The following is a 12,974-nucleotide window of genomic DNA, read 5'->3' as shown; positions in this document are numbered from 1 at the left end:
GGGGGGGCCCCCCCCCCCCCCCCGCGCCCCCCCCCCCCCCCCGCGCGGCCCCCCCCCCGGGGCCGGGCACGGGCGCCCGTCACGTCAGCACATGGCGCACCATCGTGAAGAACTGCGCCGACGGCTCGATGCCGAGTTCCGTGCGGAGCAGCCCGCGGAATGCCTTGAAGTGCCGTACCGCCTCCGCGAGGTTGTTCTCGGCGAGGTGCACCGACACGACCGCGCGGTGCGCGCTCTCGCGCAGCGGGTCGATCCGGGTGCTCTCCAGAGCGGCCTCGAGGGCGGGCGCGTACTGCTCCTGGGCGACGAGCCGCGCCGACAGCGCCTCCAGGGCGTGCAGCCGCAGCTGGTGCAGCCGCTCCCGCTCGAACACCACCCAGTCCTGGTACCAGCCGGGCAGCAGCTCGCCCATGCCGAGCAGCGAGGCGCACGCGGCCCCGGTCCCCTCCGCCGGGTCCGCGAGAATGTGGTGTGCCGCGGTGGTGAAGTCCTGGATGTCCATCCGGACGCGCCGGTCCAGCGAGAGCACCCCGGACCGTGCGTCCGCGACCACCGAACTCGCGCCGTTGAGGCGCCAGATGGCGGTCCGCAGGCAGGCCCGCGCGCGTTCCTCGGTGACATCGGGCCACAGCGTCCCCGCGAGGGCCGAACGCGTCGCCGAGCCGCGCAGCGCGAGCAGCGCGATCAACTGCTGCCCGCTGGCGGGGACGCCGACCGGCACGGCGCCCCCGCCCTCGTCGCGGCTGAGCTGGAAACCCCCGAGCAGCCGCAGCCGCAGAGCGGGTGGTGCGTCGTCGCACACCGCCGGACATTCCGTGACGGCCATCTGTACCCCCAGTTGAGCAACCCGCCCCTGACCTGGCACGAACCTACGCCGGAGGTCACCCGGGGTGCCTCAGGGAACCGCCCAGGGAAATCCCCGGTCTGCCGGGCCCGAGGCCGCGACGGCTACGACGACGCGCGGTGTTCCTGCGGCGAGAAGTGGCTCACGAGCCCGATACGGGAGGTGATGCCGAGCTTCGTGTACGTGTGGCCCAGGTGGTACTCGATGGTCTTGACGCTCAGCGCGAGCGCGGTGGCGATCTGACGGTTGGTCAGGCCCTGCGACGCCAGGCGTGCGACGGCAAGCTCCTGCGGGGTGAGTCCGTCGGCGGCGGGTCCGGCGTCCGCAGGATCCTGGGCGGGCCGCGGCGGCGCGGCCCGGCCGCAGGCGTCCAACTCCCTTTCGCAGCGCGCCAAGTAGGGGGCGGCGCCCAGGGCGCGCATCGTGGTGTACGCGGCGTGCAGCTGCTCCACGGCGACCGAGCGGCGGCCGATCCGGCGCAGGAACGCCCCGTGGTCGAGTTCGACCCGGGCCCGGCCGAAGGGCGATGGCACCTGCGCGGCCTGGTCGTGGGCGCGCAGGAAGGACGCCTGGGCGCGGTCGGTCTCACGGCGCGCCGCGTGCAGGTTTCCGCGCACCCGCGCCGCCGCGGCGAGCGCCGAGTGCCGCCCCCGGGCCGCCGCCCGCTCCTCGTACGGAAGGAGCACGGCCTCGGCCTCGTCGAACTCGCCCAGGTGGATCAGCGCGTCGACGATCAGCTCGCGCCAGGCCACCACGCCCGGCTCGTTCACCCCGTCGTGCGAGGCGAACCCGAGGAGCGGCCGCAGCGCCTCGACGACCCGCTCCGGTTCCCCGCGTGCCTCGGCGAAGCGGCCGTGCGCCGACGCCGCGTACGCGAACGCCAGCGCGCTCTCGTCGCAGCCGGGCGCGTCGAGGGCGAGCCGCAGATGCACCGAAGCCCGCTCCCACTCGCCGCGCGCCGACAGGATCCAGCAGGCGATGGCGTGCGTGACGGGCTTGAGCCACGACTGCTCGGTGTCGTCGGCGATCGACGCGGACGCCTCCGCGTGGATCAGCGCCTCGTCCCAGTCGCCGAGCCGGTGCAGGGTCTGGGCGAGCGCCGACGCCGAGAGCAGCCGCAGCGGCACGGTCCCCCTGCGGCAGCTCGCCACCGCCCCGAGCAGGTCACAGCGGGCTCCCTGCAGATCGTCCGACCACAGCCTCAACTGCCCACGCGCCAGCAGGAGATCGATGCTCGACGGCGGCACGAGCAGCGGATCGGGCAGCTCGCCCGCGAGCTCGATGCCCTTCTGGGCGAATCCGCTCAGGCCAAGGGCGAGCAGGTGGTTGAAGCGCAGCATCCGGCTCGGGCCCTGCAAGGTGGAAAGGCGCTGGGCGCGCTCCGCCCACCGTGCGGCGTCGGCGGCCCGCCCCCGCATCACGGCGGCGTAGCTCAACTGCTCGGCGGCCCGCGCGGCCAGCGAGGGGTCGTTCTCGCGGTCGCACTGGTCCCAGGCGTCGACCAGCAGCGTCTGCGCCTGCTCCATACGTCCCTGGACGCGCGCCACATAGCCGCGGACGTAGCCCCGCAGCGCGGGATCCGCGCTCTCCGGCAGCCCCGCGGCGAGTTCGGCCGACTCGTGCACCCGGCCGTCGAGCAGCAGTGCCTCGACGGCTTCGACGGCGAGCCGGTCGCGCTCCTGGTCGGTCGTCGCCACCCGCGAGGCGTGCCGCAGATGCGTTCCCGCGACCGCCCACTGCCCGGTGGCGGCCTCCCGCCTCGCGCATGCGGCGAGCGCGGCGGCGAGGTGTTCGTCGGGTCCCGTGGCGGCGAGCACCCGGTGGCGCAGGCTCGAGTACTCGTCGCCGACCAGTGCCGCGGCCCGGGTGTGCAGGGCGGCCCGGTGGGCGGGGCCGATGTCCTGGTAGACGGCGGCGTGCACCAGGGGGTGCGGGAAGGCGATCTCGGGCGCGGTCCCGGCGGGCAGTTCCCTCAACAGGCCTGCCTTGACGGCCCGTTCGAGCGCGGGCAGCGGTGCGGGCACCCGCGCGAGCGATGCGGCCACGACCAGCGGGCTGGAGAGCCCGAGCACGCTGACCGCCTGCACGAGCCGCAGCGCCTGGGGTCCGCACTCCGCGAGATTGGCGAGCACCAGCATGGCGTACGAACGAGGAGCGGGCAGCGGCGTCGCCACGTCCCGCAGGACACGGTCCGGCACCTGGTCGAGCAGGGCGCGGGCGTGCAGCGGATTGCCGTGCGTGTGGTCGTGGAGCCGTACGGAAGCGGAGTGCGGGAGCCGGTCGGTGCCCAACTGGACGCTGAGTGAGCCGAGTTCGTCGGGGCTGAGCCCTTCGAGAGGGATCCGGCGGGTGCGCACGTCACCGAGCAGACGGCGGATGCCGTCCGGCAGTTGGGGCGCGGCCGGGTCCCGTGCCGTCACGATGGCGAGGACCTTGTCGACGCGGAGGCGCCGCAGTGCGAACGTCAGGGCGTTCAGGGACGCGGAGTCCGCCCAGTGCGCGTCGTCGAGGACGAGGATGACGGGCCCCTTGTCCTGGAGCTCGCTCAGCAGGTCGAGCAGCCCGAAGCCGGCCGCGAGCGGCGGCAGCGTGCCGGGGGCCGAGCGGGGCACGCGGACCAGCGATCCGAGGCAGTCCGGCAGCGGGATGGGGCTCTGCCCGACGAACTGGGCGAGCACCCCGCAGGGCAGCCCGCTCTCGTTCTCCTCACCGCTGGCCTGCAGCACACAGGCGTCGCCCGCCGTGTCCAGGAACCTGCGGATCAGCGCGGTCTTGCCGATCCCGCCGGGCCCGTCGATCAGCACGAGGCGCGGCACACCGTCGCACACCTGCCGGAACTCCTCCTGGAGCACGGCGAGTTCGTGTGTGCGACCGGCGAACGCCGGAGTGTGGACATGGCCGTTCAGCGAGTTCCCGGACGTCATCACCGCCCCCACCTGTCGACACCCGGCAAGGCCGCCCGGACCGTGACGGCGAACAGTGCCGGGCGCATGACCCTGAACGTCCACGATGATGCCGAAACCGCTCTCGGTACAAGCTGATTCCCCACTCCCGAAGAGCGGTTTCCCGCCGGGCGGGATCAGATGTCACAGGAGTCGTCACCCGTCGCGGACGAGGGCGCCGATTCGGGCGGAGGTTCGAGGAGCGACAGGAGCTCGAGCCAGCCGTGAAACGGCGTGCCCCGCCCCGTGTCCTCCTCGCCGTCTTCTTCGTCCACGACGTTCCCGTGCACGCCCCCGGGGGAGCGGAACACCTCGATGACGTAGCGCACAACGCCCTCCCGGGGGGCCGGCACAGCCCCGAACGTGACACATCGCGACAGTGCGAGCCTAGGAACCCCGTTCCGCCCGGCGCTTCGGGGAGTCACCTGGGGATGACCCCAGTCCTAGGACCAGGGGGTGTGCCGAACTGCCCCGTACGCCCCGTCAGTCCCAGGGGCTCAGTTCCAGGGCTCACGCAGCGGCCTGCGCCGCCACCACACCCCGAGGCCGGACTCGGGACGTCCGTGCGGCAGCGGGACCCAGGGGCGCAGTGCTCCCCGCGGGTCCGGGACGGTCGCGGCGACGAAGCGGGCGTCGAGCTGCGCGAGCAGCCGCCCGGGCGGACCGTCGCGCGCCTCATCGGGCAGCGCGCCCATGACCTCATCCAAGGCATCCCGGGAATCGAGATCGTTCCCGTACTCGACGATGAAGTACGGCCGCCCGCCCGCCTCAAGGAGCCCGACAAGCCGCTCCCAGGACGCGAACCGGTACGCCACCGAGTACACCGGCGTCGTGACCGCGCCCCGCAGCCGGGGCGCGAGCCGCGACCGCTCGAGCTCCAGGCGCCGGGCGTCGCACCGCGCGAAGGCGGCGAGGACGATGCCCGGCAGGTCGTCCCACACCGCCCGGCTCCGCGGCGCGTCCCGGAAGACATCCACTCGCACACCTCTCAAACGATGTGATCTCAAACGATGTGATGCGCCAGAGTGGCATGCGGATCCGGCGCCCCCGGAACCGGCGCCGGGTCCGCGTGGACCAGCGCGGCCGTCAGCTTCGGTACGGCGTGCAGCAGGGCGTGCTCGGCGGCGACCGCCACCTCGTGGGCGTCGCGCACGCTGAGGTCACCGTCGACGACGATGGCGACCTCGGCGCGCAGCCGGTGGCCGATCCAGCGCATCCGCAGCTCCCCGACCGCGCGGACGCCGGGCACGTGCTCCAGCGCGTGCTGCGCGGTGTCGACCACGGCCGGGTCGACGGCGTCCATGATGCGCCGGAACACCTCGCGGCAGGCGTCGCGCAGGACGAGCAGGATCGCGGCGGTGATGGCCAACCCCACGATGGGGTCGGCCAGTTGCCACCCGATGGCGGCGCCGCCCGCGCCGAGCAGGACGGCGAGCGAGGTGAATCCGTCGGTACGCGCGTGCAGCCCGTCGGCGACGAGGGCCGCGGAGCCGATCTCGCGGCCGACGCGGATGCGGTAGCGGGCCACCCACTCGTTGCCGATGAACCCGATCACGGCGGCGGCCGCGACGGCGGGCAGGTGGCTGATGTCGCGCGGGTCGATCAGCCGGTCGATCGCCGTCCAGGCGGCGAACGCCGCGGAGGCGGCGATGGTCAGGACGATCAGCAGCCCCGCGATGTCCTCGGCCCGTCCGTAGCCGTACGTGAAGCGACGGGTGGCGGCACGCCGGCCGAGGACGAAGGCGACGCCGAGCGGCAGCGCGGTGAGCGCGTCCGCGGCGTTGTGGACGGTGTCGCCGAGGAGCGCCACGGAGCCGGAGAGCACGACGATCACCAACTGGGCGACGGCGGTGGCGCCGAGCACCCCGAGCGAGATCCACAGGACCCGCATCCCGCGCGCCGACGACTCCAGGGCATGGTCGGTCCGGTCGGCTGAGTCGTGCGAATGCGGCTTCACCAGATGGGCGACGCGGTGCCGCAGCCGGCCGCGCCCGCCGTGCCGGTGCGGTTCGCTCGGGTGGGTGTGTCCGTGCTGATGACTCACGAGGCAGGCCTTCCGACGCGGCGGTACGGACTGGACGGGTGGACGCCGGTGGGCGCCCACCCCCAGTATGTGCGTATGAGCGCACGCATGCACCTATCACCTGCGCAGGGTTCGCACCCGCAAGACCCGGGCGCTGAGCAGCAGGGTTCGCACCCGCGGGACCCGGGCGATGAGCAAGTGACGTACGCCGCCGAACTCCTGGGCCTCCTGGCCGACCGCACCCGCCTGCTCCTGCTGCACACGCTGGGCCGGGGCGAGGCCGACGTGTCGACCCTCACGGAGGCCTGCGGCGCGGCCCGCCCCGCGGTGAGCCAACACCTGGCGAAACTCCGCCTCGCGGGCCTGGTGACGGTACGCAAGGAGGGCCGCCGCATGGTCTACGCGCTGCCGGACGGCCATCTGCGCCGCCTGGTCGGCGAGGCGCTGAACCTCGCGGACCATCGGGGAGCGCGACGCTGACCCATGGGCCCCGGCGGCGCTGAGCCGACGGCTGCTGTCGCTTGCTACCGCTTCTTCCAGAACGCCATGAGGTCCGCCAACGCGCGGATGATCTCCGGGCGTTCCGCGGCCTCCGCGCGTCGCAGGCTGATGACGAGCGACAGCAGGATCATCACGACGAACAGCCCGATGACACAGAGCAGGATCTGTGGAGCGGCCATCGCCACTTGCTCCAACACGGCCCACATACCGCCTCCCGGCGACGGTTCAGCCGCTGCTTCCGAGAGGACTCCGCCGGGCGCGAAGATCCCAACGAAGGCAGGCGGACGCCTGTCATGTATGAGGCGGCGTGATGACTGTCTCAAACGTCAACTTGGCTCCGCCGTCCTAGACTTGCTGTGTGGCAGAGACGTCTAACTCCGTGGCCGGTGGGTCCGCTGAGAACGTGATCCAGGCGAGCCGAATCGGCAGCGTGCACGTGGTCGGGGTCGAACAGGGCGTCCCTCATGGGGTGTGGGGGCTGCGGCAGCGCGCCTATGCAGAGTTCTCTGACGCGTGCCTTTCGTTGATCGAGGAAAGTAGGGACGCGGTCCATGGCAGGTGCGAGGACCCGAAGGGTGTCACGCGCCTTAGGGATGGAATGTGGCGTCTGCGCGGAATCCGTGATCGTTCCGCCTACTTTGATCACCCTATAGACGTGTTGGATCAAGTTTGTCTGGTGGCTCGTAGGCTCGTCGGTTCGGCCCGCTGGCTTCATATCCGATGGGTGGAGGATTCCATGCATGCTCCAGTGACGGTGAATCCTGCGGACTTCAGGAGTGATCTAACACAGTTCGTCGGTGACTTCTTTGACTTGCAAGAGGTTGTCGACCTGTTTCACGCCTGGTCATCGGCGAGGCTGAGTACTACTTGACGCTTGTTATCCACAGGCACACCCGTTCCCCCGCCTTCCGCCGTACCGTGGTGCTCCGTCGGCCACGGAGGAGCGCCCATGCACGCCGACGACCCGCTTGTCGATCTTGACCCTTGACGAGGCTCACGACCTCCTGGACGTCCTCGCCCACTTCGCATCTGGCGACGACGAGGAGGCAGAGGAAGCGGGCCGGCTCGCGTGTGACCTTGCGGCACGGGTGCCGTCGCGCGAGTAAGCCCCGTTCGTTAGCGCGGGGCACCCGGGGACAGGGCAAGGGCGTGGGGCTTGCCTGGCAGGGGGCACTTCCGAACGGCAGCTATGAGTCAGCCTATGGCCGAAACAGTCGTCTTGAGAGTGGCTCGTAGTCGCCTAGTTCTGCGGCGCTAAATGGACTCATGACCAAAGAACTCAACCCACGATGCGACCCGCCGCAGTTCGAACTTCGCTGTGGCGGGCTGCACTTGATCATTCAGCGCGTGCCCGTGTGGTTCGTCTCGTTGATCACCACAGCGGGCGGAGCCGGTGTCGCATGGTTGGCGCATCAGTGAGCGGGGCGGGCGGAGTCGAGTGGGTGCTGCCGCCCGAATCTGCTACGGGCGAGGCTCTCCTTGCCTGTAGTCGACCCACGTCTGAGCGGTCGCCTCCATGGCGCCAAGCCACGTCTGATCCGGGAATCGCTTGGCCCTCTTGCGGTACATCCGCAGGTTGGCAGTGGCGAAGGCATCGATCGCCGCAGGATCGGACTTCGACCACGCAGCGCATTGTGACGCCCACGACTCCGCACCCTCCGGGCTGTGGCCTGCCGCGATGAGCTGCAGGACGAGTAGCGCGGGGTCGATCAACGCGCTTCCTCTCGTGGGCCATGCCCAGTCGACGACCCATGAGCCAGCGTCTCCGACGAGAAGGTTGCTCGGGTTGATGTCTCCGTGGATGAGGCTGTCACCCTTGAACAGTGTGGCGTCATCTTGGTCCGACGCGAAGCGGTCCCATCGGGTCTCTGGCCAGTCTTCGGCCACGGCAGGCACGGAGATTTCCCCGATCCTGTTCACGAGCTGAGCGACGGCAGGAAGATCGGCGGAGCCTGGCGCGAAGCCGCTCGGACGACCGTCAATCAACTCGAAGCCGAGTGCGATCCACTGATCGTTCTCCGCGTGCCACAGAAGGCGGGGGGAGAGTGGTTGCACGGCTTCGTTGATCAGCCGCTCTCTGACGATGGAGTCCCGTCGCCCCCGGCCCGGTTCTCGATTCCCTTGACGAAGAAGCGTCCTAGGCCGCCATCGATCAACGTGAGGACGTCAGAGCTGAATCCTCGCGCCGTGGGCTGCGCGTCGGAGACGTCTCCCGTGTAGGGATGGATGAGATCCAAGAACTCGGCACTGGGGAGGCGACGGCTCATTCCGGCTTCCTTCTAGTTCCGGGGAGTGCACTCACTTCCCGGAAACCCGGGCGAGCACTCATCGTCGTTGTCGTCATCGTCATCCCCGCCGTTGCCACCTATGCGGATGACGGACGAGCTGATGAGGACTCCCGCGGCGGCCATGTCGTCGCCATTGAGGATGCCTTCCAACGAGCCGTTGAGGACGTTGCCGACACTCAACGACGTCGAGAAGACGCACGGTGACACCTTGCCGTCAGGGCCGACCGACGCGCGGCCGTCACCGCACCGATCGCACAGCCCGGACGTACTCGGCTCCTGCCCGCACGCTGCACGCCCGAAGGGACGAACTGCGTCCGTCTTGATCCTCTCCACTCCGATAGCGGTCAGTTCGCGACGCGCTTCTTCGACGCGCTGACCTCCGCCACAGTCGATGATCCCGACACGGATCGGGATGCCGAGGGTGATGGCCTGGCTGATGTTGGCCCGTGTCCGGGCGTGGCTCTGGCGGCCCGTGATCGTGTTGTGCTCCTCGGGGTTGTCCGAGTAGTACGACGTGGCGAGAGAGGCGCCCTCGCGCTGGAGGATGTCCCACCAGGTATCCGGGACGTGAACGAGGTTGCTGTACACCTCAACCGCGAGTCCGCAGCTCATGGCGTGGTCTGCGAGTTCGAGTGAGTCGGGGTGGAGAAGCGGCTCGCCACCGAACAGTTGCACCGCCCGAACACCACTCGCGGCGCCCTCGTCGATGACCCTGAGCCAGTCCTCGCGGGCCATCTCCCCGTGGTGACCGTCGGGCCCTGACCCATTGAGGCAGTGAAGGCACTCAAGCTGGCACTTCCGGGTCAAGTCCAACCACAGGAATCCCGCTCCTTTCCGCTGCGCGGGTAAGGACGACTTCTCAACTACTGATGCTGTCACGACTCCTCCTTGATGTGGAGCCTCTCCCCGACCGCCGACAGCCGGGGGAGACAGTTCCCTTGCCCGGACTCGAACCGGGGTCTCTGGGCGTAGTGGAACAAGGTGCAAAAACACCACGCAGGATTCAGCGCACTTCCTGACTGAGCTACAAGGGGACGTTCCAAGGGGCCCGCTCCGGCCGTTTTCCCCGCGTCACTGAAGGGCGACCGAAGCGGGTCATCATCCGCCCCTACTGGGTCTCACCGCGGGCAGAGGGGGCGGAGCTTCCTCGTCGGCCAGCTCCACGCCGCGGGGTCTGGGCGACGTGGAGGGCGGACGGCTTGGCGGTCCACTCGATGCCTCCGCCTTCAGGGCGTACGAAGGCAAGACGAGTGGGGACGCGACGGGGGTCGTCGTACGAGAGCTTGGGGTCGAGGAAGTCCTCTATCGACTGAAGGGAGCCCCTGCGCCCCGATGAGTCCTGGACCGTCTTCCCAACGTGCTTGGCGGTGATCACGTCAACCGCCTCTCGCTCCTGGCGTTGGCAGCGGACACCCGTGCGCTTAGCAACCGCTGTGGGTCTAGGTATCGGATGTCCTTGGGCCTTCACATCCCACTCGCGGCCGCCCTGCGGGGGACGTAGCTGATAGAGCCCGCCTTCGTTGCCCATCACGACGCCCACGCGGTCCATGTGGGCGTCTAAGACGGTTTCTTCAACCCTGGGCGTGTATGGCTCATCGCTGTTTGCGTCTGCTTGTCTTCGCCCTGCCGTCACCATACGGACGACGCTATTCGGAGCCGTCGGACGGCCCCAGACATGGAGCGTTATAGTTCTTTGACAGAGAGCGAGGAACTACTACGCAGGATGGCACTTAGCCCGTCACGCCCAGGTGGGCGGCCATGCGACGCATGTCCTGAGTCAGTGTCCGCTTGCGGTGGGCGAGGATGTCCAACATGACGTAGCGAGCCATTGACTGGTGCTTCAGCCACTCAGGGGAAGTGCGGAGGATGGTGTTCAGCTCCTCCATTGAGTCCTGATGTGATCCGAGTCGTGCGTGAGCGTAGGCGACGTCCAGACGGTGCCTATCCCAGTTGTTCGCGCTTGGCCGGCCGAACCTCTTGACTGCCTTCCGTCCAACAGGCCCTTCGTCAGCCCTGCGTAGCACGCCGCGCGCATCACCGATGAGGGCGAGATCCTCAATTGCCTTCGCCTCAGCCGTCACTGGCCCGAAGGTGGTCCAGTGCTCGCGGAAGTTGACGTGCTCCTCGTTCAACGCACTTGCGGCTGTGGCGGTCATTCGACGAGCTTCTCCGGCGACATCCGGGCGGTTGTTCCGCATCGCGGCAGAGGCGACGCGCTGGAGGAGTTCTCCCCATACCGCCAATTCCCCGGGGGAGGCGCTGGAGATCCGCGGTTCGACCTCAGCGGCTGTGACGGTGGCCAAGCGCTCAGCCTCGTCGAAGCGATCCTGCCGCAGAAGCAGCCAGCCCATTCCTACAACGCCAGTTGCGGCAATTTGGACCTGACACGTCTCGCGGGCGTCCCGAATTCCCTGAGAGAGTGCGTGATAAGCCATGTCATAGCGCCGGACCTGAGTCAGGTACTTCCCAGCGAGGAGGAAGGCACTGGCCCGAGTAATGATGGCTCGCTGGTGCGCTTCGCCTTCCTCGCTGAGGATGACGGCAGCCTCAGCGGCACGCAGGATGCCGGGCAGTTTCTTGGCCACCGAGTCGTAACGGTCGGCGTGGTACAGGCTGTGAGAATCGTCGATGTCGCGCTGAATCGACGGAAGGCTAGCCGCCTGTTCTGGCTCGGCAAGCACCTCAGCCAGCCCGATAGGCGGCATAAGCGCCCGCCTGAGTTCCGTCAGCTTCGGTCCGTCCCCTGCGCTGGCGTGCACGGGGTCGGGGGATTCCGTCGCGAAGAGGCTGGAGGTAGTCGTACCGAGCGCCCGCGCGATCATGTGGAGGGTCTCGACCCTGGCGTCCCCGCCTTGCTCGATCTTGCGGATCGTACCCACGGAGAGGTTCGCCTCGTTGGCTAGCTCCTCTTGGCTCCAACCCGCGCGGCGGCGAAGATCCCGGACGTTCTCACGCAGCGACGACATCGAATCACCTCCCGCCCAGCGTACGCCTGTTGGCCAAGCTGAACGGTCTCCCCCGGGGAGGGATAGATCGTCAACGGCCAGGGGTTCTCATCGCCCTTGCAGGTGCCTGCCTACTCCGTCAGCGAGGGCCCCTTTTGCCTCCACCTCTCACCGGAGTTGATGAGGCCCTCGTCGACGAGGAGAGACCGGAGTCAGGCGCGGCCGTACTGATCCGGTGTCTGTACCGTGCCGCCGAGTTCCCGGGCCGCGCGCCGTGCCCAGTACGGGTCGCGGAGGAGTTCGCGGCCCAGGAGGACCGCGTCCGCCTCGCCGTTCGCGAGGATCTTCGCGGCCTGTTCCGGTTCCGTGATCAGGCCGACGGCGGCGACCGGCAGGTCGGTCTCGGCCTTGACGCGGGCGGCGAAGGGGACCTGGTAGCCGGGGCCTATCGGGATGCGGACGCCTGTCGCGTTGCCGCCGGTGGAGACGTCCAGGAGGTCTACGCCGTGGTCCTTGAGGAGCCGGGCGAAGCGGACGGTGTCGTCCGGGGTCCAGCCGTTCTGCTCCAGCCAGTCGGTGGCCGAGATGCGGAAGAAGAGGGGCTTGTCCTCGGGCCACACCTTGCGTACGGCGTCGACGACTTCGAGGGCGAACCGGGTGCGGCCCTCGAAGGAGCCGCCGTACTCGTCGGTGCGCTCGTTGCTGTGCGGGGAGAGGAACTCGCCGATCAAGTAGCCGTGCGCGCCGTGCACTTCGACGACGTCGAAGCCCGCATCCAGGGCGCGCTGGGCGGCCGCCGCGAACTGCTCCACCACTTCCTGGATCTGATCGGTGGTCAGCTCCGTCGGTACCGTGTGGCGCTCGTCGAACGGCAGCGGACTCGGGGCGAGCGGCTGCCAGCCTTCCTCCGCGTCCGGAGCGATCGGCGCGCCGCCCTTCCAGGGGCGGTCGGTGCTTGCCTTGCGACCCGCGTGGGCGATCTGGATGCCGACACGGCTGCCCTGACCCTTCACGAAGTCCGTGATCCGGCGCAGCGCGGTGACCTGTGTGTCGTTCCAGATGCCGAGGTCGGCGGGGGAGATGCGGCCCTCGGGGGAGACCGCGGACGCCTCCAGGATGACGAGGCCGGTGCCGCCCGTGGCGCGCGCCGCGTAGTGGGCGAAGTGCCAGTCGTTCGCGACGCCGGCGTTCGGTCCGAACACCTCTGCCGAGTACTGGCACATCGGCGCCATCCACACGCGGTTGGGAATGGTCAGCGATCGCAGGGTGTAGGGCTCGAACAGTGTGCTCACGGCGGACTCCATATCGTGGGCGGTCTCGGATGCCGCTAGTACGATAAACCTCGTAGTACGGTGGATGTCAAACTACGAAGATCCTCGTACAATGGAGCCCGTCGATGATGTTGTCGATGAGCGTGGCGATGACGACGAA

Annotated in this window: 11 protein-coding genes, 1 tRNA gene and 1 pseudogene; 2 read left to right on the top strand and 11 right to left on the bottom strand. The window is 69.3% G+C overall.

Annotated elements, in window-relative coordinates; genetic code table 11:
- Positions 1-79: 79 nt before the first annotated feature.
- The 5 genes from ACFWY6_RS05715 to ACFWY6_RS05695 all read right to left on the bottom strand — a co-directional run bounded on the left by ACFWY6_RS05715 (position 80) and on the right by ACFWY6_RS05695 (position 5,830).
- Positions 80-826 (bottom strand): BTAD domain-containing putative transcriptional regulator, encoded by a 747-nt coding sequence (locus ACFWY6_RS05715; RefSeq protein ID WP_384686726.1) that lies wholly within the window; start codon positions 824-826, stop codon positions 80-82.
- A gap of 122 nt (positions 827-948) precedes the next feature.
- Positions 949-3,768: an AAA family ATPase gene (locus ACFWY6_RS05710; protein WP_384686724.1), complete on the bottom strand. Its 2,820-nt coding sequence runs from the start codon at positions 3,766-3,768 to the stop codon at positions 949-951.
- Between the two features lie 155 nt (positions 3,769-3,923).
- Positions 3,924-4,139: a hypothetical protein gene (locus ACFWY6_RS05705; RefSeq protein WP_384686722.1), complete on the bottom strand. Its 216-nt coding sequence runs from the start codon at positions 4,137-4,139 to the stop codon at positions 3,924-3,926.
- Between the two features lie 144 nt (positions 4,140-4,283).
- The gene (locus ACFWY6_RS05700) at positions 4,284-4,763 is read right to left on the bottom strand and encodes a hypothetical protein (protein WP_384686720.1); all 480 of its coding nucleotides are present in this window, start codon (positions 4,761-4,763) and stop codon (positions 4,284-4,286) included.
- Positions 4,764-4,789: 26 nt separating this feature from the next.
- Positions 4,790-5,830 (bottom strand): cation diffusion facilitator family transporter, encoded by a 1,041-nt coding sequence (locus tag ACFWY6_RS05695; RefSeq protein ID WP_384686718.1) that lies wholly within the window; start codon positions 5,828-5,830, stop codon positions 4,790-4,792.
- 87 nt (positions 5,831-5,917) lie between these two features.
- Here ACFWY6_RS05695 and ACFWY6_RS05690 point away from each other — a divergent pair, with 87 nt between their 5' ends.
- A complete protein-coding gene (locus ACFWY6_RS05690) occupies positions 5,918-6,289 on the top strand; it encodes an ArsR/SmtB family transcription factor (RefSeq protein ID WP_384686716.1) in 372 nt (123 codons plus the stop codon).
- A gap of 44 nt (positions 6,290-6,333) precedes the next feature.
- Here ACFWY6_RS05690 and ACFWY6_RS05685 read toward each other — a convergent pair whose 3' ends face one another.
- Positions 6,334-6,489: a hypothetical protein gene (locus ACFWY6_RS05685; protein WP_384686714.1), complete on the bottom strand. Its 156-nt coding sequence runs from the start codon at positions 6,487-6,489 to the stop codon at positions 6,334-6,336.
- A gap of 762 nt (positions 6,490-7,251) precedes the next feature.
- Between ACFWY6_RS05685 and ACFWY6_RS05680 the strand changes: the two are divergent.
- Positions 7,252-7,416: pseudogene (locus tag ACFWY6_RS05680) on the top strand (DUF6417 family protein); the annotation flags it as partial.
- A gap of 355 nt (positions 7,417-7,771) precedes the next feature.
- Here ACFWY6_RS05680 and ACFWY6_RS05675 read toward each other — a convergent pair.
- The 5 genes from ACFWY6_RS05675 to ACFWY6_RS05655 all read right to left on the bottom strand — a co-directional run bounded on the left by ACFWY6_RS05675 (position 7,772) and on the right by ACFWY6_RS05655 (position 12,835).
- Positions 7,772-8,365, bottom strand: coding sequence for a phosphotransferase (locus ACFWY6_RS05675; RefSeq protein WP_384686712.1), 594 nt, complete (start codon positions 8,363-8,365; stop codon positions 7,772-7,774).
- A 224-nt stretch (positions 8,366-8,589) separates the two neighbouring features.
- Positions 8,590-9,477: a radical SAM/SPASM domain-containing protein gene (locus tag ACFWY6_RS05670; RefSeq protein WP_384686710.1), complete on the bottom strand. Its 888-nt coding sequence runs from the start codon at positions 9,475-9,477 to the stop codon at positions 8,590-8,592.
- A 54-nt stretch (positions 9,478-9,531) separates the two neighbouring features.
- A tRNA-OTHER gene (locus ACFWY6_RS05665) sits at positions 9,532-9,632 on the bottom strand.
- 696 nt (positions 9,633-10,328) lie between these two features.
- Positions 10,329-11,564 carry a helix-turn-helix domain-containing protein gene (locus ACFWY6_RS05660; protein WP_384686708.1) on the bottom strand — a complete coding sequence of 412 codons (1,236 nt, stop codon included), beginning with the start codon at positions 11,562-11,564 and terminating at the stop codon, positions 10,329-10,331.
- A 191-nt stretch (positions 11,565-11,755) separates the two neighbouring features.
- On the bottom strand, positions 11,756-12,835 hold the full coding sequence (locus ACFWY6_RS05655) for an NADH:flavin oxidoreductase/NADH oxidase (RefSeq protein WP_384686706.1): 1,080 nt from the start codon (positions 12,833-12,835) through the stop codon (positions 11,756-11,758).
- Between the last annotated feature and the right edge of the window lie 139 nt (positions 12,836-12,974).

This window comes from Streptomyces sp. NPDC059037 (assembly GCF_042740015.1).
In the GTDB taxonomy this organism is placed as follows: domain Bacteria; phylum Actinomycetota; class Actinomycetes; order Streptomycetales; family Streptomycetaceae; genus Streptomyces.
Note: the sequence above shows the minus strand (reverse complement) of the source record. Positions and strands in the feature narration are given on the sequence as shown.

Bases quoted from the DNA above. Each gene is read 5' to 3' on its own strand.
- ACFWY6_RS05715 (WP_384686726.1), bottom strand. From the start codon at position 826: ATGGCCGTCACGGAATGTCCGGCGGTGTGCGACGACGCACCACCCGCT.
- ACFWY6_RS05710 (WP_384686724.1), bottom strand. From the start codon at position 3,768: ATGACGTCCGGGAACTCGCTGAACGGCCATGTCCACACTCCGGCGTTC.
- ACFWY6_RS05690 (WP_384686716.1), top strand. From the start codon at position 5,918: ATGCACCTATCACCTGCGCAGGGTTCGCACCCGCAAGACCCGGGCGCT.
- ACFWY6_RS05685 (WP_384686714.1), bottom strand. From the start codon at position 6,489: ATGGCCGCTCCACAGATCCTGCTCTGTGTCATCGGGCTGTTCGTCGTG.
- ACFWY6_RS05660 (WP_384686708.1), bottom strand. From the start codon at position 11,564: ATGTCGTCGCTGCGTGAGAACGTCCGGGATCTTCGCCGCCGCGCGGGT.